We start from the raw sequence: 24,382 nt of genomic DNA on the forward strand, positions 1-24,382 counted from the left end.
TTTTAAATTTTAGATTTTAAATGTTAAATGTTGTTTTCCTAAAGTTTAAGAAAACGGTTCGGACTAAGGAAAATTTTATTGCTGAAGATTCTTACGGAACGTTTCGGGTGTATGACCTGTGGAATTTTTGAAATATTTCCCAAAATGAGAATTGTCGCTAAAACCCAATTCCAAAGAAATCTGCCTCACGGAAAGTTTTGTGTGGGAAAGCAGCCGTTTGGCTTCTAATACAATTCGGTTTTTAATGACGTTACCTGCCGGTTTGCCAAGATATTCTTTTACCACCGCATTGAGGTAGTTAGGCGTTACGGACAATTGAGCAGCGTATTCCTTAGGCATTTTTTTCTCCCGAAAGTGCAGATTGACCAACGTACGGAACTCGGAAACCAATAAACCCTTATGGTCTGAAACAGAAGCCTCGAATTTAGAATTCTCTGACGCCGAGGACATCTTCAGCACGCAGGTTTTCAGCAACAAACAGATGACTTCCCGAGAATAGCCATTCTTTTTTTGGAATTCGAGTTTGATGTTTTCAAAAATGTTCAGCCAAAAATGTTTCTCGCGTTCGGGTATGTCAATATATACCGGCAAACTTTCTACCGCCGTATCGCTTTGCACCAAATCATTACCGGTAAATATAAGATTGTAAAAGGATTTTGAAAAAAGCAGGATGTAGCCTTCGACATGGGAAGCAATATTCCAAGAATGTATCTGGTCGTAATTGATAAAAAAAAGTCGGTTGGGTGTGATTGGGTATTCTTCAAAATCGATGCTGTGCGAGCCATTACCCTCAACGGTGTAAATTAAAGCGTAAAAATCGTGGCGGTGTGGTTCCGAAAGATGCGGGGCATCCTTTAAGAAGTGGGCAAAGCGGTAAAAGGCAAAATCTACCACGTCCGCATCATGCTCTTTTATATTTTTAACAGTATATTTTATCAGTGTGTCAAAATCTTCCATAAGCGATTTAAAATATACCACAAAGATAAAATATACCATAAAATAAATTATGGTATATTTTAACACTGTCATGGAACAATTTATAAGTTTAAATTATGAAATAGTTATTTATCAAATGCGTTTCACGAAATGGTTTTTTCTTTTTTTTATTTGATGGCCAATATCCGAAATGACTTTCTTTTCCACATAAGAAGAGTTCATCACACTCAACAAGCTCATATAGTTCAGCTCAAAAACAACCGTGTCTCCCACTTTATAGTTCTTGTAGGAATTTTGCAGGTCTAAGACCAACATATCACTGCTTTGCCCCACGATTTCGAGGTTTTTATTGACGGGCTTAATATTTTTGGGTGACAAATCCAACAGACCAATATCCACAATCGCCCTTGTGGTATTTTTTATTTTTTTCAGGTTATTAAAATCTTTTTTCTCTCCGGTGAGATTTGTTCCTAATTTTCCTTCGGGAATATTTGGTTTTTCTTTAATCTCAATAATCTCGGCGTTCAGTTTAAAGACATCGTGATGCATGCCTTCAATAAAGGTATCGTCGTAAACATTGGTTCCAAAGAACAAAGTTTCGCCAATCCGGAAGTGGTTGATATACGGTGGCATTTCGTCGTTCAACACCAACGGTATCGAAACAGATGCACCTCCTGAAATATAGGGAATACGAATATTGAAGGTCTTTTCAATTTCTTGTTTCGACTCGTGAAGCAGTTTCATTTTGTCGTAATCGGGCAACACGCCGTTCATGCAGCAAAGATTGGTTCCGATACCCACTATTTCTATGTTAGGAAGTTTCAATATTTTACCAAAAAAATCTAAAAGCTTTTCCCGAACGACACCTTCCCGCAATTCACCCATTTCAATCATTATAACAACTTTATGAAATTTATTCAGCGAGACTGCTTTACTGGACAATAAGGACAAGGTTTCAACTTCTGTATTAAAACTCACATCAGCATATTTTACAACATCATCCACAAAAGTTAAAGGGACGGGCTTAATATAGACGGTCTGTACGTCCGGGTTTAGGGCTTTTATTGTTTTTAAATTTGAAATTCTGGAATCGCAGAATTCGCCAATAGGCAACGAAAGCATTTCATACAGAAATGTATCGTTACCGCACAGCACTTTGGTTACCACGCTCCATTCTATATTTTTTTCAGCAAAAAAACGATTAAGATAATTGAAATTCTCCCTTAGTTTTCTTCTATTAAGTGTTACTATTGACATTTTTTTCGTTTGGTAGGCGCATTTCGAGATATTTCGAAGTAAAGCCTAATTTTTCGTAAAGGTATTTTGCAGGATTATCAGGTTCGCAATGCAGCGCAATAGCACCATCGCAAATCTTGATTGTTTCCTGCATCAGTTTTTTTCCAATTCCTCTGCCTCTGTATTTTTCGTGGGTAGCAATGTAAACTAAAATATTTTCGGGAATGTATTTCTGCATCCCTGTTTTATTGACTACGACTGCACCCACAATCATTTCTTTGTCTGTAGCGACAAGCAGATAACCGCCTTTTCCGTTTTCATTTTCGGAAACGTAGTTTAAGGCAAGCATAATATCGTCTTTCGGGTCTCCAAATTCTTGCAAATGTTCGAAAAGAAAATTAGCAACTTCGTGACGGTAAGACAGCGGAATGTGTGTATTGGAAAATTTTATAATTTGCATTTGTGTTCGTTATTTTTAAACCGGCATCATTGGGTAAGGCATAGCGACATACTCCTGTGCAGGCGTAGCCTCTTCTTCTTTGGGGAAGAACAAAACCGGTCTTTTGGATTTATAAACTATATTTTCAGTAAAATTATTTTTGAAGAGTTGGGTAAAAGATTTTTCCGTAGAAACATTCACCGCAATCAAATCCGAATTATTTTCGTCTCCGATTGCCAAAATATCGTTGTGAGGTTCCAAAGAAAATTTTAAATCCTCTTTAATAGTAGAAATTTTAGAATTGTGTAATTTCTCACCAAAAAGCTGTACTTTATTTTCTAAATTCCGGATGCTACTCTTGCGCTCGAAATCGTCGATAGCCACAAGACGAACATTGGCTTTATTCTTTTTGGCGATTGGCATTACAGACTGCAGTTTATCTTCCACCGCCTTTACATTGCGAATCGGAAAAAGGATTTTTTCAAACTTTTCCTTATTGAAATTTTCAGGAATCGTCATGACCGGTACCGCACTATTTGCGATAATCTCATAGGTATTCGAACTGATAAAGCCCGGTCTTCTTTTTGGATATTGCACAGGCATCAAAATGAGGTCTATGTTTTTCTGCTTGCTGTATTTCAGAACTTGTGTAGCGACAGATCCAATGGCGTGTTGGGCGATAACATCTTCATTTGTAATTTTCCTCATCACCATTTTGTAAGTTGCTAATTGTTTTTCCGCAGACTCAATCATTGCGTTTCCGTGGAAAAAAAATTTTCCGCCCGATACACTTCCTGTTCCCAACAATGAGAAAGGGATCACATTAAGCACATGCACCTTAGCACCGTGACGGTTAGCCACTGCTGCAGCGATGTTCAGAAATTTTTCATTTCTACGGGTAAAGTCTAGGGGAATCAGTATATTTTTTATTGCATTATTCATCTTCATAAAAGTTTAGTGCAAAGGTAAAATATACCATACTTTCAGTGTGGGAAGATTTAGGCGGATGGTGGTACAATTTACATTCGTGAATACTAGACGCTTGCTATCTACTGGAAAATAATTAAAACCTTTAGAAATTATATTATTATTTAGGTTAATTATATTTTTCATAGCAAATTAGTTCCTCAGGAAGCACAACATTTATTACATAGAAATATTGATTCTATTCTTACTGATATTATCAAACGGTATTTTCTCAATGAGTGAAATCGCATTGGTATCTGCAAAGAAATTCAAACTTGAAAATTTGGCTACAAAAGGAAGTGCCAATGCTAAAAAAGTAATACCACCCGCCGAAAAACCGAATACATTTTTATCCACCGTACAGATTGGCATTACCTTAATCGGCATATTTACAGGTGTTTACAGCGGCGATAAAATTATTGAAGATGTAAAAGTATTCCTTTCGAGGTTCGAGTCACTGCAGCAATATTCTGATTCAATCTCCGTGGTGTTGGTACTTGTTATATTAACATTTTTTTCCTTTGTTTTTGGGCAACTCATTCCGAAAAGAATGGGCCTGATTTTTCCGGAAAAAATTGCCGTGATGATGGCAAAACCCATAACATTGCTTTCCACCATTGCAAAGCCGTTTATCTGGCTGCTTACCAGCACCAATAATTTTGTCCTTGGTATTTTCGGTATAAAAGAAAAAAATGACGGACTGGTAACCGAAGAAGAAATAAAAGCCATGCTGCACCAAAGTGTGGAAGGTGGTGATGTGAAAATAATAGAGCACAATATTGTTGAGCGTGTATTCGCATTGGGAGACCGACGTCTGCGCGAACTGATGACGCCAAGGAAAGACCTAATTTATTTCGACATTACCGACGGTTTGCAGATGATAAAAGTAAAAAGCAATCTAGAATCCCATTCCATTTATCCTGTGGTAGATAAAAACCTGGATAATTTGATAGGATATGTATCTGTAAAAGAGCTTTTTTCTCAAATTCCTGATTCTGAAGAATTTCAACTTAGGGCATTTATAAGAGAACCACTATTTGTGCATGAAAACACTGCTGCTTACCGGGTTTTGGAACAGTTTAAAACTAAAAGAATTTACTACGCATTTGTTGTTGACGAATATGGCTCCCTGGAAGGATTGATTGCGATGGATGACTTAATGGATGCCTTAATAGGTGATGCAACCGAATATGGACAAAGAGAAATGCAGATTTCTGAAAATACTGACGGGAGTTTTATATTGGACGGTCAATTTTCCTACTACGAACTATTGCAAAAATTAGAATTGGAAGATGAGTATGAACTCGGTGACTATAACACCGTGGGTGGTTTCCTCATCTCCCAACTTCAACATTTCCCAAAAGAAGGGGAAATTTTTTTTTGGAATGACTGTGTTTTAACCATACTTAAAACTGATAAGAAAAGGATTGAAAAAGTGAGCGTAAAGCCTGCCGTAGAAAAGACTTAGTACAAAAACATCTCAATTTTAATATATTTAAAAATCACGATTTAAAGCGGAACGGAATTTCCTGCTGCACAGCACATACCTTCTTAGCCTCTGAACCCTCTTTATTTTTAGCATCTACTATTTCAGGTTCCAAAAAATTAACTGCGTACACATACGAGTTATTTTTCATCACCCGGTTGTAACCGTGCTTCCGTAACGCTTTTCCCAATTTGTTTACAGAAGCATCCGAAATATTTAGATTTGCCCGGCTTGTTATCATTTGCAGAATTTGTGTGGTGTTTAAAAAGTACTGGGCGGTTTCTTTTTCTGCACTTTCAAACCAAGTCAGCAACAATTCTTCCTCCGGACTTCTTAACTGATATTGTTCATTGTTGGCGTTAATTTCTTTGATTTCTTCCTGGTTAAACCAATGGCGAAAATCTGATTTGTAGAGTGATACTGCCTGAGCATACACTTTGTTGATGTCAATATTATGGGTGTATTCAATGTTTTCCACTTCAAAACATAAAAATCTTCTTGAACCTGTAGTATCATTTAAAAATTGGGCGGTGTTTACAGAACCTGCGAATGATGCGCGTCTCGGCATATTTTCGTTGTTGTGTCCGTATGCTTTTCGCATTCTGATATGGGTTTTTGTAATGATTTCTTTTAGGGAACCTATTTCAGTTTTATTTAAGTTTTCTAATTCGTCCAAATTGATTAACATACATTCTGCTAAGTGAATTAAGGTGTCTTTATTACTCGGGTTTATGGTCCCGGAAAAGATATATTCTTTCAATGGTTTCGGCATCAGTTTTTCTATCCACGTTGTTTTTCCCAAACCCTGTTTCCCTGAAAATACGATAACCGTTTGATTGACTTGCTTTTCATCGAGAACACAGGCAACCATCGCCACAAACCATTTTTTGAAACACACTCTCCATAAATCCTGTTTTGTAGTGGTTATGGTGTCTGCAAGCAGTTCAATGTAGTCTTTTTCATCAGAATTTTCAGGCAGATTGTTGAAGTAATCTTCAAACGGATCATACATTTCGCAGTAGTCGGAATGCAGTAAATTGCGTAAGGAATTTATACTACATTTTACTTTGGCTTTTAAGATTTCGCGAAGGATTGAGTTTTCGGTGAAGTCGGTCATTGGTTTGTATTTGTATGCTTTCAAAGTTTTGAATTCCAGTTTTCCTAAAACAGTGTTGTAACGGAAGTTGTAACGGTTGTTTAGAAAGTTTTCAAGTTTGTCAATATATGATGGGGTTTCTTCCTCGTCATCAGAAAAATTGCCGTCTTCGGTTTTTGTCACGGGCAATTCACCGGAATTTTTTCTATCGCTCGTCAATCGCTCGGATTTTGCTTTTTTTGTATTAGTTTTGAAAGTATCTGTGTTATGTTCTGCGGAGTTCTGATAGGCACTTTGAACTGCGGTTGTTACTTCTTTTGCGTCATATCCGTAATCCGCTAAAATGTAGCCCAATGCCATTGATTCTGAAATTCCTTTTCTGTTCAGATTATTGGCCAAAGCAAAAACGAAGTTATTGCGATTACCTTCTGTAAATTGGATTTTCTTTTCTGTGAAGCGGACAGCGTGCTCATACAAAACATCATAATCCGCTTGCGGATTATTTGGATGTTTTGAGATGCTTCGACTTGGCTCAGCATGACATTCAGGTGCAGAACCATCTTCGGAAAAGACTTGGGAATTTTCATTTATGAAAATTTCAGGATCGTAAGAAAAGAAGCAAAGCCGGGTAATGTCTTTGCCTGATTTATCAATTTCCACCTGCAGAAGTTCTTCAAAGTATTTCTGCAATTTCAGAAAGGTTTCTTTGTGCTGTTCTTTGTCGGACGAAACTTTCACGAAAATTTTTAAACCATTACCTGAAGGACTTACAAATGAAGCAAATACAAAATCCTCCATTCTTATTTTGGTCTTACACTGCTGCAGTTTTTCTTTTTCAAGTTTGTCAATGTCCAATACCATTAAGGCGTTATAATTGGTAAGGAATTCCATTTTTCTACCTCCTTTGAATGTTGCACTGGGTGTAAATGCCGGAAGGGATTTTTTGGCTCTTTCTGCGGCTTCTTTCTTGTCGTCGGCAAGGGATTTTCTTAAATAAGTGATTGCGTTTTGATATACTCCGGTTTTAATATCGGAAAGGATTTTCAGAATGTCTTTCTGTTCAGTTACTTCGTTGAAGTTTTTGAATATGGTGGATTTCATTGTTTTAAAAATTGGATTTTAGAAGTTAGATTTTAGAGAAAAGCCCTCACTGAATTTGAGGGCTTAGAGGTTTCAGCGTTTTGAAAAATGTCAGTCATTTTTTTGCGAAGGATTTGTTGTAGTGATCCTGCATGGTTTTTTCAACGTCAGAAAGTTTGTAGTAGATTTTACTGCCTACTTGGGAAAATGAAATCTTGCCTTCATCGCGCCACGTCTGTGCTGTCCTGCGTGAGATTTTCAGCATTGCGATTAACTCTTCATTGTCCAGGAATACTTCCTGTTTCGGTGCTGACTTGGAATTTAACTTTTCGTTGATTTCGTCAATTTTTGAGATTAGACCATCAAACTGCTCTTTGGATAAAATAATTGCTTCCATAAAAATTCTTTGTTTAAGATTATGAAGCAAAGGTGTATAATTAGAAAAAGTCTTTTCGTCTTTATTTAGTCCACGTGGACTAAATAATTTTACAAATGTTTGCTAATGTCCACAATATTAGAGCCTTTAGGTCGCTTCTCGGGTTTGGATGGCATCATTATCGTTTTTACCGTTTGTGGACTTATCGAATTTCCATCTTTATCTGTGAAATTATTACATATCAACTGCACTATTTCGCTGTTTTCTGCTTCAATGGCAGGACGTGAGTCCACGAAGTATTCTCGTTGCAGTTGAATAAAAATATCTACCAACTGATTGACTTTCAGATTGGTTTTTACTTTTTTAAAAAAGTCCACTGTGGACTTTCCTGATAATTCGGTGGACTTTTCTTCTTCCTGTAGTTTTGCCAATGTTTCAATTTCATTGATCAGTTTATCACATTCTTTTGGAAACAGTGGTAATTGAAGGTATTGAACTGTTATGATTGCACGTTCGTATGCAAATTTTTCTCTAGTCAGAAATAATATTTTTTCCCGATCTGTTGAAATACGGTCCACTTCTTTTTGGACTTCATAAAAAGAAAAATAACGTTCCTCACTCTCAGCATTGATATATTTTTTGGCAGGTTTAATTTTGTTTTCATCAATATCCTGGGATTCCAACTTTTCTCTTTTGGTTTCAAGACAGGTATAAATTTTTAAAAGTCTGCTTTGGTTTCTGGTGCCCGAAAAGAGTTCGATATTCAATTCTATTAGTTTCTCAAATTTATTGAGCCACAATAGAGGTTTCTTCACCAAATTACAATGGTGTGCAATAAATGCTGGTATGTTTTTTAAAGGAAGGGAAAAAATTTTGTTTAGAATCTGTTGGCAATAATCTTCCAAACTTTGTTTTGGTATGGCTTCTATATCAAATAAATCGTTAAATGCATCCGTAACTTTTACGGATGAAAATTGCACAAAAGGTGCTGTTTCCTTTAGTTGATATTTTTCCGACATAGCCGAAAATATTATTTAGTTCACAAATTGCTTGATTATTGCAGATTAGAAGCATCAGAGTGATATTTGGCAAAATTTTTCAATTTTTTTTGCGTTTTTATTTACTTTTTCTGTGTTTTTCATCATAATGCTAAATTAGGAAAATGAAAGCAAATTTTTTAAGTTAATTTTAATATCTTGACAAAAAAAATATGCTCCGTACTGAAATACAGAGCATTGAGTTATCAACATTTTTTTTCTAATTCATATACTTTTCTACAGCCTCGTCCAATTCCTGGGAAATGATTTTTGCATAAATCTGTGTGGTGCCAATATCCGTGTGATCCATCAGTTTTGAAACGTGTTCTATTCGCATTCCGTTGTTCAGTGCCTGTGTCGCATAAGTGTGTCTTGCAAGGTGGAAAGACAGAGGAAACGGAAGTTTCATCTTTTTTCCGATTGCGGAAAGGTGCAGTGAGCAAAGCGAAGTGCATCTGCCAACTTCTGCCAATCTGTAAGCATCGTTTTCGAAGTAGGGCGAACCGTTTTCAAGCAAAGGAAACACGAAGTGTTTTGGATTGATTTCTTTGGGTTTGTATTTGTTGAGAATTGCCAATGCCGAGTTTCCAAATTTAAAACTGTGCGTCCGTCCTGTTTTTCTGATTTGCTTTCTGATTTTGTTTTCCTCAAAATTTACATTTTCCCATGTCAATTCGATAACATCGCTTAATCTCAAACCTCCTGCATTCGCCGAAAATAAAAACATATCCTTTACAATGGGCGCTTTACTCTCTTGATTTACTTCATATTTTTTAAATTCTTCCAACTGGGTTTTGCTGAGGAAACTTCTTTTGCTTGGATCTCTTTTGATACTTATTTTACCGAACGGATAAAGGTTTGCATCTACCAATTCCTCGTTTATGGCTTCCTTGAAAAAAATCGCCAAAATCACCAACGAATATTTAATCGTAGTATTTGAATTTTTTAGGGTATTACTACAATAATTCACATAATCTTTCAGCATTGTCACTGTGATATCATCAAAATCTACATCTTTAGTTTTGGTAAATTCTTCAAATTTTTTCAGACTGCTTTTGTAGGCTTTGTAGGTTCTTGCAGAAACTGTCCCCTTGATTTTTTCGCATCTGTCTTCGGCATAAGCAAAATAATTCTGTGCTCCTTTTCCCTTAACGGCTTCTTTGAGTTTTCTTGCTGATACAGATTTTGACTTTCTTTCCATATCGGCAACAGTTCCCGAAGCATCTGCTAATTTCTGTAAAAGAAGTGCGTTTGTTCTTGCAGAATTAGGAAAGTTTTTTCTAACCTTTTTCTGTTCGTCATCCCATTGGCTTTCCTTGGCTTTAATTCCTGTTGAAACATATTTTTTCTTGCGGTCCTTAATCAGGATGATGTAAATCGGGCAATAACCATTATTGTCGGTTTTGTCGGTTCGAAGGATAAATTTTACTGATGCCATAAGATTTGTGTTTTGAAAAGTTTAAACTAAATTTGAAAACGGGAGCAAGGGAATGAGAGGTCTTGAAAAGTGTTCAAAGTATCTCAATGCAACCTAATACAAAGGTAGAACTTTTGGTAGAACAAATCGTTATTTTCTTTACTTTTTTTTACTTTAGTTTGCAGAAAGAAAAAACAAAAATCTTTATTTAATAGGCATTACAGAGAAATTCAACCAACAGAATTGAAATATTGTGATAACATAGTATTTGCAAAAGGCGGGGTTGAATATTTAATAGAACTATTAGTTGCATTTAGTCGCGCCTGCTTTTTCGTTACACAATTTTTTTGTAGTTTAGTTCCACGAAAAAAGCATTCGCTTCGGACAGGTCGAAATTGAACTTTTCGTCCAATTTAGCCCGCCCTTCGCAAATACTTTTCCCGTTATCTGCAACTATTCCAAAAATCCGTCAACAAACTGAAATGAGATATTTTATTATAATTTTTTGTATTTCAACTTTATTTTCTTGGACAATTTCAAAAGCACAAAACACAGATTTTGACTACAATAAAATTCAGCAAATTTCTGATAGCATAAAAATTAAAAATATTACTATCCATAATTTGTTTAAATCCCAAATTCTTGCACATAAAAATAAAGAATTTGATTCTTTAGTTGTTGTAAAAAATGTTTATTTACCTCATAAAAAACTTTGGGATAGTTGTTATGCACAAATTTTTGGGGATGAAAACGCAAGTCGTTTTAATACGGAAAAAGGAATGATAAAATGGAATAAAACACTTTTTGATAATAATAAAAATGACCTTATTGAAAAAACCAAAACGCTAACAGATATAAATCTTAATAAATTATTTAGGAAAAATCTTAAAAAATTTAATCGTTTAGTTGCTTATCAACCAAACGCAAAAATTAGTATTCTTTTTACGCCAATCACAGGAATTGGATTTGGAGGATGCGATTCGCAACAATTTGCTTTAGAATTAAACAATAAATCTTTAGATCTAAATTATACGCTGCAAAAAGGATTGCCACACGAATTAAATCACTTAGTTTACGAAAAATTCCGAAATGCAGATATTGACAAAAACTCTGCTTTAAGTCAAACAATTGATGAAGGATTTGCTTGCTATTTTACGTATATATTCTTTGACAAAAAGATTTCTGAATATGAAGCCGTTGAAAATATGACAAAAGAAGATTGGGATTGGTTTATAAAAAATGAAAAAGAAATCTTCACAAAAACTAAATCATATTTTTCTGATTCCTCTGGAAATAATCCATTACTAAGAAATGACAGACATAAACTTTTCCCCGACGCTCCAAAATCTTTAAATTATTGGTTAGGATTTAGAATTGTATCCAAATATGTAGAAAAATATGGAAAAAACTCTTGGAAAGACATTTATAAATTAACTGCGAAAGAAGTTTTAGAAGAGAGCGAATACGAAAATTATATTGAAAAATTATAGCTGCAGATAACATTGTATTTGCAAAAGGCGGGGTTGAATATATAATAGAAAAACCCGATGCATTTAGTCGCAACTTGCTTTTCATATTGTATTTTTTTGTAATTTAACAATCTGAAAAAGCAATTTGCTTCGTTCGGTCGAAATTGAACTTTCAGTTAAATTTAGCCCGCCCTTCGCAAATACTTTTTCCGTTGGCTGCAAGCATAACAGAACCCTACGACACAACAGACAATGAAAGAAATCATTGAACTTTCTGACAAGACAATTACTATCGAACGAAATGAATTTTTGAAAGTAAAAGGTAGTGTTGACAGAAACCTTTATTACGTAGAAAGTGGAAGTTTGCGAATTTTCGTGTTAGACAATTACGTAGAACAAATTATTAGATTTGGGTACAAAGAAAATTTAACTGCTTCGTTAGACAGTTTTTTGACAGGAAAACCATCTGAACTCTATATACAAGCAATCAAAAAATCGGTAATAAAAGTCATACCCAAAGAACAAATTGACAATTTTTTGAAAACTGAATCCAACCAAAATTTATGGACAAAAATTTTAGAGAATTTAGTCATTCAACAAATGGAAAGGGAAATTGACATACTCACAAACTCACCGAAAGAAAGATACGAACGAGTATTAAGAAGAAGTCCGCAACTTTTTCAAGAAATTCCACACAGACACATTGCAAACTATTTAAGAATGAGTGCCGAAACTTTATCTCGCCTGAAAAAGTCTTGACTTTAAGCAAGATTTATGAAATCAGTTTTTTTGACCTTTGCATAAAAATTTGAAAATATGCAATCAGAAAACTTGATACAATCACTCATCGAACAGACAAGAAAAGTGATTAATACCGTAGAAAAACTGAAAGATAACGATTTACAAACCTTGACTTGGAAACACGACCAAAATTCGTGGAGTATTTTAGAATGTCTGGAACATTTGAATTTATATGGCAACTTTTATTTGCCCGAAATTGAGAGTAAAATTAAAAACTCGACCACAAAAAGTGAGTCAGAATTTAAGAGTGGATTTTTAGGTAATTACTTCGCAAAAAGTATGTTACCAAAAGATAAATTAAACAAAATGAAGACCTTTAAGGACAAAAATCCTTTAAATGCCAACCTTGACAAAAGTGTCATAGACAAGTTTATCGAACAACAGGTGAAATTGTTAGATTTACTTTCTCAATCAAGAAATGTGAGTTTGAACAAAGTGAAAATTCAGACATCCATTTCAAGTTTAATAAAACTAAAATTGGGCGACACTTTTCAGTTTTTCATCAATCATATCATCAGACACTTGAAACAAATTGAAAGAATAGAAACCGAAATGAAAAATGCCTGACAGCCAACAAGGTATTGCCAAAAGCGGGGCTGAAGGAACTCTATTGAACTTTTTTGCTATATTTGAACTGTGGTATTTCTATTGAAGTTCGGTGCTAAAAATCCCCGCCTTCGGCAATACCCAAACCGTTATCTGTAATTCCCCTACTCGAAAACGAAGTTGTTTTTAGCCGCTAACGAAGAAATTTTCACTATTTTGAATAATCAAATGGTCAAAAATTAAAATCTATAACTATTTGATTATCACTGAATTAATTTAACGTTAGTCAGAATTGTATCACAAACTCCGTAATAAAAGGAAAATGGGGAAATTTAAGTTATTATTTTTCATATTTTTATTAAGTCAACTATTATTTTCTCAAAACACAGAAATTAAATACGAAATGACTTATATTTCTGATACAATTCAGAAAGAGTCCATATCCAAAATAATGTCATTATACATTACTCCTTCTAAAAAAATATTTATCGATTCCGAAAAATTAAGTCAAAAAGATAATGAAGAAATTTCATTGGACTACGATTATACAACGATTCGTCAAGAGAATAAATTGACAAAATTTTATTTAATTGATTCTGAATTATTTTCTACAGAAGAAAAAATTCCCAGTTTTGATTGGAAAATTTCAAATGAAACAAAAATGATAGACAATATAAAGTGTCAACTTGCAACACTGAATTATAAAGGAAGAATTTGGAATGCTTGGTTTACACCCAAATATTCTTTTTTTTCAGGACCATATATTTTTGATAATCTTCCCGGATTGATAATTGAAATATCAGATTCTAAAAACCATTACAACTTTAAATTAATAGAAATTAATCAGAAAAAATATAATATAATAATTCCAAAATCTTTAACCGTAGACTCAAATTCATTGAAAAAACTTTATCTAAACTACTTTGAAAATCCTTTCCGAAAACTTAAAGAAAAGGGTATTTTATATTCAATTGATGAAAATGGAAATAAAGTTTCACCACCTAATTTTGACTTAATGGTAAAATCAAGACAACAATATATTTTCAATAATAATAACCCAATAGAATTAAGTGATGCGGTAAAGTACAACTACAGATAACAGTGTATTGGCAAAATGCGGGGTTAGGGCTAAATTGAACTATTTTTCAAATTAATCCGCCGCTGCTTTTTTATTCCACAAAAAAGAGTAATTTAGTGTAAGAAAAAAGCATCGGCTACGTTCAGTCTAAATTGAACTCTCAGTTCCATTTTGCCCGCACTTCGCCAATACTTTTTCCGTTATCTGCAAGTTTGTCAGAGCGTTATCCAATAAAATTGAACTTACAAAATATAGAATGTGTACTAAATGCTTTGAATCAGAATACTACAAATTCGATGACGAAAAAGTCAATTCTGAAATTGAACATAAAATAACAAAATTACTATCTGAAGACACATTAACATTTTTATCAAAAGTAAGAAGTGACAAATTCGTTTATCAAAACTACATTGAATATTACTGCAATTTTTGCAACAAAGTTTGGTGTTACTCAATTGCTGATTTGTATTGGCGTGGATTCCTCGTGAAAAAAGAAAATTTACAAAATTTAATTTCAAAGTACAAAAAAAGTGATAGTCGAAGAAAAATAGGATGCGGAATTTTAGTATTTATAATTATCTCAGCATTAATATTATGTTTAAGCTCTTGCTCAAGCACAAAAGATATTCAAGGAAAATATAAATCAAATTTTGCAGATCTAGGTTTTTTCATTAATACGATTGAATTCAAAAATGATAGCACTTTTAATTATAATTATTCAGGTGATTTAGTAAATCAAGATTTAACCGGAACTTACAAAATTGATAAAAACAAACTTTACTTAAAATTCACTAAAAATAAAGGCGAAATTGAATATCAAAATGACAGTTTATCAATATCGGAAATATTATCTGGAAATAGACACAATTACAAACTGAAAAACGAAAATGGAATCAATTATCACCGAAAATTCTTAATCAAAAATGGAAAACTTTTTAGTTATCGAGAAGATAATGGAAAACTTGTGAAACGTGCAAAAAAATATTCTGACAAAAAACGATATATAATTTTTGGTCCAACTTCTAGTTTCAAAAAATTCTACCTAAAAAAAGTTGAATAAAAAACCTGCAGATAACATTGTATTGGCAAAAAACGGGGTGAATACTATCTTTGAGAACTCAGTTAGCAATATCCGCAAAAAATTTTTCCTTTTACTTTTTCTCGTATATTAGCAAAAGGAAAAAATTTTTGCTCAAAGTCGGTTTCCCTTTGAAATTGTGTGCAAAGTAGCCCGTTCTTCGCCAATACTTTTTCCGTTGTGCGCAATATTAGAAGCGCGGTATCAAAAAGAAATTTCGGTCTGAAAAATCAAAATTTTGACCTGAATTTAAACTTCTAAAACTGACTAAAATCTGAAATTCTTTGCGCTGATTTTCCTAAATCCAGAAAAAAAATTTACAAAAAACTTACGGATTTGAGTATAAAAATTGTGCTTGACTTTTACAAATTTTGCGCTTAACTGCATGAATAAAGTCTGCGTGAATACTTTTCTAAAATTCGTGAATAAAATTCTGAAAATCTTTGCGATTTCGTGCGTGAAAAAAATTGTCGTGCTTGATTTTTAATTCTCTGACCTGAATTTAACGAGTTAAATCCAAGTCGCCGAACTAAAAATACTGCGCACAACATGGGTTTGGCAAAAGCGGGGATGAGAGCTATTATTTAGATGATTTCAGCACTTTTCGCCGCAAAAAACCATTTCGTTTTTATTTTTTTGTAAATTTGAAAAAACGAAAATGGTTTTTGCTCGGTTCGGGTTTAGTTGGAATTTCCGTCTTTCTTATCCCCGCCTTCGCCAAGCCCTTTCCCGTTATATGCAATGCTGCCAGCGAGGTTACATAAATTAAAATCTCTCTTAAATTGAATTTAACGAAAAAACAAACTTCATAAAACTTAAACATTCCCTACCCAAAATTCATTCTTTTTCCCAGCCGCTTTTTTTGCCAATACACATCAGCACATTTGCAAAAAGCCAAAGCTTTTCCCATCGCTTATTTTGCAAAAGAGCTGATTCCCCAACAGAATAACACAACTAACTCATTACTAATAAAATAAAAATATAAATTATTTGTCTTTATTCTAGCTAAAAAGCAAACTTTTATCCTTTAGAAGTTTTTTGAAATATTAAAAATGTCGACTTTTGTAAAAAACATTGAATGTTCAAAATAATTTCTTTTATAGTTATTCTATTTTTTACTTTCCCTTCTATTTATGGTCAGGAAAAAATTTCAGAGCAGTTCAGAAAACTATCAGATCTTAATCCAACCAATGTAGATTCTATCAGTTTAAAAGGACAAAAATTATTGAAAGAAGCAAAAAATAATGTAGAATTTGCCGTTGCCTATACTACAATTGGAGACGCCAGCTACAAAAAAGGGAATTATCTATTAGCTATAAAAAATATTGAGAAATCTGCGAATTTTGCTGAAAAAGCGAAAAGAGAAGACCAACTCGTTATAGACTATGGATTACTAACATTACTATACAGAAAAGCAAGCTTAATTGTAGAATCAGATTACTGTTTCAACAAGGTGAAAGAACTCTCTTCCAAACGTCAAGATTTTTTAAAAAATTTCAATGTCTTACAGTTACAAGCCAAAATTCTTGAAATGGATAAAAAATACTGCGAGGCACTCAATTTCAGAAAAAAAATTAAAACATCTCCAAAAGACATCAATGCACATATTGTAGCAAGCACACAAATATATTTGGCTTTTGACTATGCTAAATGCGGACAAATAGCTTCTGCAAAACAAATTATAAAAAAAATAGAATCCTATTTATCCCAACATAAAAACCCTGACAAAGTCTATTTAATAGAACATTACTATTTAACAAAAGCCTATATTTCAGTATCTGAAAAAGATACAGTCAGTGCAAAAAAATGGTTTATAAAAGCGTATGATGCTGTAATCATCAACAAAGATATGTACATTACTAAGTTCGTAACGGAAGAAAGGCTGGAGGCAAATTTTGACGAATTATCTGTACAGAAAGAATTATATAAAAAGTTAAACGTAATAAATTCTCAAGAAAAATCCATTGCTGAAAAACTTGCTACTAACGAGACAATAAAGAAGATTAATACTATTAAAGAAAAAGAAAGAAAACTAAAGTTATATGCTACTCTTGCGGGAATAGCCTTTCTTTCTCTCCTATTTTCTATGATCTATTATAGAAACTATAACCGGAAAATTAAAAAAAGATTTGACAGTATTATTACTGAACTGGAGAAAAAAAATAATCCGGAATATCCAACTCATGTGCTTGCCGAAAATCCAAAACAAAGTGCCACTCAACCAATTATTAAAAACAAAGAAAAAGAGAGTGAACTGATTGAAGCATTAGAAAAATTTGAAGCCAAAAACCTATTTACCACCAAAAATATTTCGTTGGTAAAAATGTCTGCCATGCTGAAAACCAATACCAAATATTTGAATTACATTCTGAAAGAATACCGTGATTCTGATTTTTACGGCTATATCAACAAAATGAGAATTGATTTTGTTATAAAAGAACTGCATAACCGTCCGGAACTTCTCAATTACAAAATTGCTGCTTTAGCAGAAATGTCCGGATTCTCCAATCAGAGTTTATTTACCGGCAGTTTCAAAGCCGAAAAACAAATTACACCCTCGCAATACATAAAATCATTACGAGAAAAAAACGATAATATGAAAAACTATACCTCATGACAGGTAAATAGGGATTGGAATACATAAACAACCAATTATACAATTTAAAATACTGTAAATAATAAAGTTACATATTAAATTCTTTTGCCTTTATTCCGGCTAAACACTAAACACTTCTTTTTTTTTTTCGAGTTACACCTCTACTTTCGCAGCACGAAAACACGATTGCGGAAATACAAATGGAGAAAAAAAGTTTAGCTTTCCTGAGCAAAAAAGAAAGTACAATAGTTTATGCTATTCTGTACTTTCTTTTCTTTTTTTCATCTCTTTCTGTTAATGCTAATACAACTTCAAAAAAAGATTCTTTATTTATTTCCAGCGGGCAATCTGTCATTTATGTACAAGCAGGAACAGTAACAAAAATTCAGCAGGAAGCCGATTTTAAAAACAAAAAGCCTGTTGAGATTTACATATCTTCAGGGACTCTTGTTTATAATGGTAGCCTCCTCCATAATTCGTTGTTAATTTATAGAAAAAACAAGCTTCAGAACAAACCTTTCAAAAAGATAACTTCCAAAAAGGAATACGCAAAAAAAACAAACTCTAAACACAAAGAACTCCCGAAGGAATCTCGTTTGTATTATAATAAAAACAACTCTTGTATACAATATTTTTTCCAACAAGATTCTCAATCCGTAGTGGTAATTGTTGACAATTATCGAATACATCTCTTAGCTGTGTTTGCGAAAATAACATCCAAAAAGAGTTTTACATATTTACATAAAAACACAAATTACACCTATAATTCTTCATTCAACTTAAGGCCAGACTGGACACATTTTTCCATCCGTCCTCCTCCGCTTATGTAATATTTACATGTAAAAACAACTAATAACCCACAATAACTAACAAAATTTAAATTTTATAAAAATGAAAAAAAATATAATTCTTTTCGCTGCATTATTTATTTCAACAGCAGCATTCTCACAGGTCGGTATTAATACATCCACACCGGAAGGCGTTTTTCATATTGATTCTAAAAAGAATAATAACAATATTGCCTCAACATCTACAACCGTTGCAGATGATGTAGTAGTTTCGAATACTTCTGGAAAAGAGGGTAATGTAGGATTAGGGACTAAAGACCCTTCAGTAAAATTGGAAATTCAAACTGGAGGTACTTCTTCAAGCGTAATTCCTGGATTTAAATTAGTAGATGGCAATCAAAATTCAGGATATGTACTTACATCTGATACAAATGGAGTTGGAACATGGAAACCATCATCACTTAAAATGTATGTGGGCGGTTTTCCAGATTCACAAGGTGCTGGTAATATGCCTTTTGCCATATCACACCCCTGGGCAAATACAAAAGGATTTATAACACTTCCTCCAGGAAAATACAGAATAGACTTAACTATTCTACTTAAGGGAATTAATTATAGCACCTTTGATTTGCCTGCAACAGATTATTGTTTTTATAGATTTTCTTTAACGGAGAGCACGGTCGCTGCTCCTACTGCTTTAACAGGAGATTTTTACAGAGTTTCTACAAGTGGGGCAATAACCTATGGTAACAGTCAATATGTTTCCACTACATTCTATGGTCCGAAAGTCTATAATTCTATTGCTGATAGAACTGATAAATATGCGATTGCACAAGGATCTTTTTTTATAGAGAATCGAACAACAGGGAATAAAACATACTATGTTGTAGCAGGTTATTCTAAGGCAACGACTGACTATAATACTTCTACTCAATTTTATTTTGACAGAGTTGGTGCAAGTAATTGGTCAGAAAATACAATCATGGCTTTTCCATTGCTTAACTAAAAATGAATTTCAAAAACATCCACATAGGACAAATGATTGAAAAGAGAGTTACAGAAAGTGGGATAGAAATGTCCCGCATCTGTAATTTTTTTAAATTCTCAGAAGAAGAATTAAAAGCGGCCTATTCCCAAAGGAGTTTAGATACAGAATTACTTCTAAAATGGAGCAAATTATTGGATTATGATTTCTTTAGAATTTATACCCAGCATCTCATTCTCTATGCCCCGCCATCGGCAGAACAAAAAGACAAGAAAAAACAAACCTCTCTCCCAAAGTTCAGGAAAAACATTTATACACAGGAAATCATCAATTTTGTTTTGGAACAGATTGAATCCGGAAAAATGACAAAACCACAGGTCATTGAAAAATATGGTATTCCTAAAACCACTTTGTACAAATGGATTTCTAAATTCAAATCATGAAATGAATAAATCAATCATAAATTACAGCGAAATTTTCAAAGACATTCTTGACTCTAAATATCCTGAAAAAAAGCAAGAATGTTTCCCTTAATTAAAGAAAAGAAATCTCTCCTCAATAGATATTCTTAAAATCAATCGAAAAATATTTCTGGTCGAAGAAACAGAAAATAATTCATCAAACAACCGTTTACGGTCTTATAACAAATCTGATATTGCAGCGATATTAGATTTCCAGAAAAAACATAAACTGAACAATAGCCAACTGGCAAACCATTTTAAAATCAGCCGAAATACCATAACCAAATGGAAAAAACTGTTTCTGACCTAAAAAAGTAAAAAACATCTAACATCAAAAAACAAAATAATATGCCATCAACATCCGAAGTAGGACACGCTAAAAACGTAGCGAACTTTGCCGACCTTATTGCGTATTGCACCGCATACGGAACTACCTACAATCCGTCAAAAACAGCATTGCAATTACCATCACTAAACACTTTGCTTACAAACGCACAAACAGAACTTTCCAATGTAACGACTGCAAAAAATACTTTCGATACAGTTACCGGAGATCGTCAGTTAGCATTTGAACCATTAAAATCTTTGGCAACAAAGATTTTCAATTATCTTTCCGTTACCGATGCAACAGACCAAACCATTGCAGATGCCAAAACCATCAACAACAAACTGCAAGGAAGAAGATCCGGTACTATTACAGAAACTCCGCCAACAAAAGAAGGAGGAAATACCGTATCCGTTTCGAGACAGAGTTATGATATGCTTACCGAAAACTTTTCAGCATTGATAGACTTAGTATCTTCCGTTCCATCTTATACTCCCAACGAAACCGAACTTACCACCGCTTCATTAACAACATTTCACGGAAATTTACAAACTGCTAGTACCAATGTCATCAATGCAGAAGTAGTGTACAGTAACGCCAGAATTTCAAGAAATATCGTTCTATACGCAGAAAACACAGGCTTGGTAGAAATTGCGTTGGAAGTTAAAAAGTACGTGAAAGCCGTATTTGGAGCAACTTCTCCGCAATACAAACAAATCAGCGGAATTAAGTTTACCAGCAGAAAAGATTAACACAAAATTGAACGAATAATAAAAGAGTTGTCAAACATAAAACGGACAACTCTTTTCCTTTTTTATAAAACAAGCACCAACATTTATAAAACCCCTTCCGAAGTTTATAAAACTAATATAGGAGCCTGTAAAATTAGCACCAATCTTCACAAAACTATCGCCGAAGCTTATAAAACAAGCGACAACAAGCATAAAACTCCTATCGGAGTTCATAAAACTATAGACGGAGTTTGTAAAACTCATATAGTTTTTTATAAAACTCGCACCGGAGTTTATAAATCTTCCATCCTACTTTACAATTCTTACGAAGAAGTTCATAAAACAAATAAGAATACCCACACCACAGGAAAAAGCACATTTGCAGTCCGCTCCACCAGCCGCAAAACCAAAGACTACAAAAGAGCTTTTCCTTTCCCTCTTTTTCCCTCCGCCAAAAAAGAATAAATTTCCCACACCTACTCCTGCATATTTCCAAACTGAATCCATAAGAAGCACTGCATATAACATGGTATTTGCAAAAGACGGGGTTAAACACAAGGTTGGAAGTTCAGTTGTATTTCGTCGCAAAAAAACTTTTCGTTCCACATATTTTTAGTAATTTAGTTCCACGAAAAAGTTTTTTGCTAATTGTCGGTAATAACTGAAAGTTTAGTCATTTTTAGCCCGTCCTTCGCAAATACCTTTTCCGTTATCTGCAATGCTGCAAAAAAAACCGCGAATGAAATCAAGTATAAATTGGAAATTTATTCAAAAAAACTCTGATGAAATTTTATTAGATGGGATTTTTAATCTCACTAAACAACCATCATTAAAATTTTCTGAAATTAGAAATTCTAATGCAGGAAATTACTTAATTTCAAATAATAAAACTAACTTTTACATTGGCGAAGGAAAAAATCTTGATAAAAGATTGAAACAGCAATCGAAACCAAATACTTCTACTTTTTACAAAAACTATCAAAAATTATTTGTACAAAACTCTCTAAATATTGCGGATTTTCTTGTTCAAACTATTAATACAAACATTGGACGAAAAGAAATAGAAGAATTTGGAATTGTAAATTTGAAAACATCACTTAATAAATTTCAACTCAAGAAAAGAAGTGAATTCAAAATTCAAAAAAATGGGTTGTGGAATGATGTTCAAGATAATTTCGAGCAAATTATTAATGAAGCAGAAAAGGATATTTTAAAAAATAGATTTTCATTATGGTATGATTGTGACGTAAAAGTCGTGTCAGGCTTATATATTGTAAAAAATAAAAAGGAAGAAATAATATATATTGGCGAAAGTTCAAATATTAAAGAAAGGTATTTAACCCATAGTTCAAAAACTTATTTTTCAGCATTACGTAGACATATAGGAACGGAATTATTCAATTTCGAACTTATTGAAACAAGTGGTAGAAAAAGATTATTTACTGAAAAACAAGATTTGGATGTAACCAAATTTTTAAAAAACTGTAACGCTTTATTCTTTCCAATATATTTGGGTAGATACGAAATTGAAGAATTTTTAATACGAAAATATAAACCTTTATTAAACAGAAAAGACAATAAACAAGAATAAAAAGCACTGCAGATAACATTGTATTGGCGAAAAACGGGGTGAATTCTATCTTTGAGAACTATTTTAGCAATATCCGCAAAAAACTTTTCTACTCTCCTATTTTTTATTAATTTAGTCGGTAGAAAAAGTTTTTGCTCAGGTTCGGTTTTCCTTTGAGATTGTGTGCAAAGTAGCCCGTTCTTCGCCAATACTTTTTCCGTTATGCGTCACTCTATGAAACACCCAGCGTAAATGAACTATCAGACATATAAGCCACATAGAGACTTAGAATCTTTAGTCAAATTTTATTGGACTTTGGAAATACCATTTGACCCAAAGAACGCAAAACAAATGGTTGTGCCAGACGGCTGTATTGAAATGACATTTAATTTGGGCGACAAGATTAAGAGATTTATTTCTGAAACCGACTTTATTCTTAATCCAAACGCAATGGTAATGGGACAAAGGACAAAGTCATATTATATTTTGCCTGTTGGAAATGTTGATACGATTGCAATCTGTTTTTATCCTTATGGCTTTGCAAATTTTGTAAATACGTCACTCGAAAAATTAGTTGACAAAGAAACGCCTATTACTGAACTTTTCGGACCAGATATAGCCAATAAGTTAGAACAACAAATAGCTAATGCAACAAACACCGAACAAAGAATTGAGATAATTGAAAACTTTCTAATAAATAAACTCAATGAAGAAAACACAATAAGCAATATTGTAAAATCAACTGTTGATACTCTTCTCAAAACAAATGGAAGCACTTCTATAAATGTTATTTTGAAAGACGACCTTTCTAAAAGACGCCAATTGGAAAGACATTTTAAAAAGCAAATTGGCATAAGCCCAAAGCAATTAGGTAAAGTAATTCGACTTCAAGCTATTCTACAAAAATTGCTCAACCAAAAATCAGAAACTCTTACAGATATTGCTTATGAAAATGAATATTTCGACCAAAATCACTTCATAAAAGACTTCAAGGAGCTTGTTGGAATAACACCCAAACAATTTTCTGAAAATGAAAATATGGCTCTATCTAATCTTTTTTACAAGAAAAATTGATGTGTCGCATTTTTACTATTTCGTAAGGAATGACCAAACTACATTTGCCTAAATTTTAAATAATAGGCAATGACAGTAAAAAATTTCTTTTTCTTGACAATTCTTGCAGGACTTTTTCTGTCCTCTTGCAGCAACCAAACCCAAACGAAATCAGAAACAACGACAAATGACACAACAACAAATTTAAAAGTAAAAAATATGAACAGTTACATTTCAATGTTTGAAATTCCTGCAACGGATATTTCAAGAGCAGTAACTTTTTACCAAATAATTTTGGATATCAAAATTGAAAAAATGGATGTAGAAGGCATAAAAATGGGAATACTACCTTATGAAAATCAAACAGTAACAGGTGTGATAATCCAAGCGGACGGATATAAGCCTTCTGCTGACGGTGTAACCATTTACTTAAACGGTGGCGACAATCTTCAAGTTATTCTTGACAAGGTTGAAAAGAATGGAGGTAAAATTATTGCACCGAAAACTGCTCATGCAGACGGAAGTGGTTTCTTTGCAATTTTCATTGACTCGGAAGGAAATAAAATGGCACTTAATTCACCAAACTAACAGACAGACAGAAGAGCGAACGCATAACAAGGTATTGGCAAAAGCAGGGCTGAAGTGCAAACTTCGGCTTTTGTGCTTCTATGAAACTTTTGTATTAAATTTGAGCTGACGTTTTTCAAATGCCCTGCCTTCGCCAATACCCAAACCGTTAGGCGACATTTTACAAAAATTCTGCATTAAAATCAAAATTTGAAATATTTTACTTATCTTTGACGTTAGCAACGTTAAAAGTATGATTGTAAAT

General features: G+C 33.4%; 23 protein-coding genes. 15 read left to right on the forward strand and 8 right to left on the reverse strand.

Annotated features, from left to right (window positions below; genetic code table 11):
- Positions 1–75 precede the first annotated feature (75 nt).
- The 4 genes from IV513_RS06445 to IV513_RS06460 all read right to left on the reverse strand — a co-directional run bounded on the left by IV513_RS06445 (position 76) and on the right by IV513_RS06460 (position 3,553).
- Positions 76–996: an AraC family transcriptional regulator gene (locus IV513_RS06445; protein ID WP_209389787.1), complete on the reverse strand. Its 921-nt coding sequence runs from the start codon at positions 994–996 to the stop codon at positions 76–78.
- 72 nt (positions 997–1,068) lie between these two features.
- On the reverse strand, positions 1,069–2,193 hold the full coding sequence (locus IV513_RS06450; RefSeq protein ID WP_209389788.1) for an alanine racemase: 1,125 nt from the start codon (positions 2,191–2,193) through the stop codon (positions 1,069–1,071).
- Complete coding sequence (locus tag IV513_RS06455) at positions 2,174–2,632, reverse strand: GNAT family N-acetyltransferase (protein WP_209389789.1); 459 nt, start codon at positions 2,630–2,632, stop codon at positions 2,174–2,176. Before IV513_RS06455 ends, IV513_RS06450 begins: the two co-directional genes overlap by 20 nt.
- Before the next feature lie 15 nt (positions 2,633–2,647).
- On the reverse strand, positions 2,648–3,553 hold the full coding sequence (locus tag IV513_RS06460) for a universal stress protein (RefSeq protein WP_209389790.1): 906 nt from the start codon (positions 3,551–3,553) through the stop codon (positions 2,648–2,650).
- Between the two features lie 217 nt (positions 3,554–3,770).
- On the opposite strand from IV513_RS06460, the gene IV513_RS06465 reads away from it, so the two are divergent.
- Complete coding sequence (locus IV513_RS06465; RefSeq protein ID WP_209389791.1) at positions 3,771–5,045, forward strand: hemolysin family protein; 1,275 nt, start codon at positions 3,771–3,773, stop codon at positions 5,043–5,045.
- A gap of 34 nt (positions 5,046–5,079) precedes the next feature.
- Here IV513_RS06465 and IV513_RS06470 read toward each other — a convergent pair whose 3' ends face one another.
- From IV513_RS06470 to IV513_RS06485, 4 genes are all read right to left on the reverse strand, one after another.
- Complete coding sequence (locus tag IV513_RS06470) at positions 5,080–7,260, reverse strand: VapE domain-containing protein (RefSeq protein ID WP_209389792.1); 2,181 nt, start codon at positions 7,258–7,260, stop codon at positions 5,080–5,082.
- Positions 7,261–7,354: 94 nt separating this feature from the next.
- Positions 7,355–7,636, reverse strand: coding sequence for a helix-turn-helix domain-containing protein (locus IV513_RS06475; protein ID WP_209389793.1), 282 nt, complete (start codon positions 7,634–7,636; stop codon positions 7,355–7,357).
- Between the two features lie 89 nt (positions 7,637–7,725).
- A complete protein-coding gene (locus IV513_RS06480; protein ID WP_209389794.1) occupies positions 7,726–8,634 on the reverse strand; it encodes a hypothetical protein in 909 nt (302 codons plus the stop codon).
- Positions 8,635–8,872: 238 nt separating this feature from the next.
- Positions 8,873–10,090 (reverse strand): site-specific integrase, encoded by a 1,218-nt coding sequence (locus tag IV513_RS06485; RefSeq protein WP_209389795.1) that lies wholly within the window; start codon positions 10,088–10,090, stop codon positions 8,873–8,875.
- Positions 10,091–10,551: 461 nt separating this feature from the next.
- Between IV513_RS06485 and IV513_RS06490 the strand changes: the two genes are divergently transcribed.
- From IV513_RS06490 to IV513_RS06555, 14 genes are all read left to right on the forward strand, one after another.
- Entirely contained in the window at positions 10,552–11,559 is a 1,008-nt protein-coding gene (locus IV513_RS06490; protein ID WP_209389796.1) for a DUF2268 domain-containing putative Zn-dependent protease, read from the forward strand.
- 231 nt (positions 11,560–11,790) lie between these two features.
- Entirely contained in the window at positions 11,791–12,297 is a 507-nt protein-coding gene (locus IV513_RS06495) for a Crp/Fnr family transcriptional regulator (RefSeq protein ID WP_209389797.1), read from the forward strand.
- A gap of 57 nt (positions 12,298–12,354) precedes the next feature.
- Positions 12,355–12,906, forward strand: coding sequence for a DinB family protein (locus tag IV513_RS06500; RefSeq protein ID WP_209389798.1), 552 nt, complete (start codon positions 12,355–12,357; stop codon positions 12,904–12,906).
- Positions 12,907–13,207: 301 nt separating this feature from the next.
- Positions 13,208–13,984, forward strand: coding sequence for a GLPGLI family protein (locus tag IV513_RS06505; RefSeq protein WP_209389799.1), 777 nt, complete (start codon positions 13,208–13,210; stop codon positions 13,982–13,984).
- 235 nt (positions 13,985–14,219) lie between these two features.
- Positions 14,220–15,023 (forward strand): hypothetical protein, encoded by an 804-nt coding sequence (locus IV513_RS06510; RefSeq protein WP_209389800.1) that lies wholly within the window; start codon positions 14,220–14,222, stop codon positions 15,021–15,023.
- 1,096 nt (positions 15,024–16,119) lie between these two features.
- Positions 16,120–17,658 (forward strand): AraC family transcriptional regulator, encoded by a 1,539-nt coding sequence (locus IV513_RS06515; protein ID WP_209389801.1) that lies wholly within the window; start codon positions 16,120–16,122, stop codon positions 17,656–17,658.
- Positions 17,659–17,837: 179 nt separating this feature from the next.
- On the forward strand, positions 17,838–18,467 hold the full coding sequence (locus tag IV513_RS06520; RefSeq protein WP_209389802.1) for a hypothetical protein: 630 nt from the start codon (positions 17,838–17,840) through the stop codon (positions 18,465–18,467).
- 61 nt (positions 18,468–18,528) lie between these two features.
- A complete protein-coding gene (locus IV513_RS06525) occupies positions 18,529–19,431 on the forward strand; it encodes a hypothetical protein (RefSeq protein WP_209389803.1) in 903 nt (300 codons plus the stop codon).
- A 2-nt stretch (positions 19,432–19,433) separates the two neighbouring features.
- Positions 19,434–19,853, forward strand: coding sequence for a transposase (locus tag IV513_RS06530; protein ID WP_209389804.1), 420 nt, complete (start codon positions 19,434–19,436; stop codon positions 19,851–19,853).
- 366 nt (positions 19,854–20,219) lie between these two features.
- Positions 20,220–20,948, forward strand: coding sequence for a hypothetical protein (locus tag IV513_RS06535; protein WP_209389805.1), 729 nt, complete (start codon positions 20,220–20,222; stop codon positions 20,946–20,948).
- A 27-nt stretch (positions 20,949–20,975) separates the two neighbouring features.
- Positions 20,976–21,392 (forward strand): hypothetical protein, encoded by a 417-nt coding sequence (locus tag IV513_RS06540; RefSeq protein ID WP_209389806.1) that lies wholly within the window; start codon positions 20,976–20,978, stop codon positions 21,390–21,392.
- A 274-nt stretch (positions 21,393–21,666) separates the two neighbouring features.
- Positions 21,667–22,518, forward strand: coding sequence for a GIY-YIG nuclease family protein (locus IV513_RS06545; protein ID WP_209389807.1), 852 nt, complete (start codon positions 21,667–21,669; stop codon positions 22,516–22,518).
- A gap of 231 nt (positions 22,519–22,749) precedes the next feature.
- Positions 22,750–23,571 carry a helix-turn-helix domain-containing protein gene (locus IV513_RS06550; RefSeq protein ID WP_209389808.1) on the forward strand — a complete coding sequence of 274 codons (822 nt, stop codon included), beginning with the start codon at positions 22,750–22,752 and terminating at the stop codon, positions 23,569–23,571.
- A 198-nt stretch (positions 23,572–23,769) separates the two neighbouring features.
- A complete protein-coding gene (locus IV513_RS06555) occupies positions 23,770–24,138 on the forward strand; it encodes a VOC family protein (RefSeq protein ID WP_245168882.1) in 369 nt (122 codons plus the stop codon).
- The last annotated feature ends 244 nt before the right edge of the window (positions 24,139–24,382 follow it).

Source organism: Chryseobacterium sp. RR2-3-20 (assembly GCF_017808115.1).
Taxonomy (GTDB): Bacteria; Bacteroidota; Bacteroidia; order Flavobacteriales; family Weeksellaceae; genus Chryseobacterium; species Chryseobacterium oryzae.

Coding starts and splice junctions, on each gene's coding strand:
- IV513_RS06445 (WP_209389787.1), bottom strand. CDS start 996: ATGGTATATTTTATCTTTGTGGTATATTTTAAATCGCTTATGGAAGAT.
- IV513_RS06450 (WP_209389788.1), bottom strand. CDS start 2,193: ATGTCAATAGTAACACTTAATAGAAGAAAACTAAGGGAGAATTTCAAT.
- IV513_RS06455 (WP_209389789.1), bottom strand. CDS start 2,632: ATGCAAATTATAAAATTTTCCAATACACACATTCCGCTGTCTTACCGT.
- IV513_RS06460 (WP_209389790.1), bottom strand. CDS start 3,553: ATGAATAATGCAATAAAAAATATACTGATTCCCCTAGACTTTACCCGT.
- IV513_RS06470 (WP_209389792.1), bottom strand. CDS start 7,260: ATGAAATCCACCATATTCAAAAACTTCAACGAAGTAACTGAACAGAAA.
- IV513_RS06475 (WP_209389793.1), bottom strand. CDS start 7,636: ATGGAAGCAATTATTTTATCCAAAGAGCAGTTTGATGGTCTAATCTCA.
- IV513_RS06480 (WP_209389794.1), bottom strand. CDS start 8,634: ATGTCGGAAAAATATCAACTAAAGGAAACAGCACCTTTTGTGCAATTT.
- IV513_RS06485 (WP_209389795.1), bottom strand. CDS start 10,090: ATGGCATCAGTAAAATTTATCCTTCGAACCGACAAAACCGACAATAAT.
- IV513_RS06490 (WP_209389796.1), top strand. CDS start 10,552: ATGAGATATTTTATTATAATTTTTTGTATTTCAACTTTATTTTCTTGG.
- IV513_RS06495 (WP_209389797.1), top strand. CDS start 11,791: ATGAAAGAAATCATTGAACTTTCTGACAAGACAATTACTATCGAACGA.
- IV513_RS06500 (WP_209389798.1), top strand. CDS start 12,355: ATGCAATCAGAAAACTTGATACAATCACTCATCGAACAGACAAGAAAA.
- IV513_RS06505 (WP_209389799.1), top strand. CDS start 13,208: ATGGGGAAATTTAAGTTATTATTTTTCATATTTTTATTAAGTCAACTA.
- IV513_RS06510 (WP_209389800.1), top strand. CDS start 14,220: ATGTGTACTAAATGCTTTGAATCAGAATACTACAAATTCGATGACGAA.
- IV513_RS06515 (WP_209389801.1), top strand. CDS start 16,120: ATGTTCAAAATAATTTCTTTTATAGTTATTCTATTTTTTACTTTCCCT.
- IV513_RS06520 (WP_209389802.1), top strand. CDS start 17,838: ATGGAGAAAAAAAGTTTAGCTTTCCTGAGCAAAAAAGAAAGTACAATA.
- IV513_RS06525 (WP_209389803.1), top strand. CDS start 18,529: ATGAAAAAAAATATAATTCTTTTCGCTGCATTATTTATTTCAACAGCA.
- IV513_RS06530 (WP_209389804.1), top strand. CDS start 19,434: ATGAATTTCAAAAACATCCACATAGGACAAATGATTGAAAAGAGAGTT.
- IV513_RS06535 (WP_209389805.1), top strand. CDS start 20,220: ATGCCATCAACATCCGAAGTAGGACACGCTAAAAACGTAGCGAACTTT.
- IV513_RS06545 (WP_209389807.1), top strand. CDS start 21,667: ATGAAATCAAGTATAAATTGGAAATTTATTCAAAAAAACTCTGATGAA.
- IV513_RS06550 (WP_209389808.1), top strand. CDS start 22,750: ATGAACTATCAGACATATAAGCCACATAGAGACTTAGAATCTTTAGTC.
- IV513_RS06555 (WP_245168882.1), top strand. CDS start 23,770: ATGAACAGTTACATTTCAATGTTTGAAATTCCTGCAACGGATATTTCA.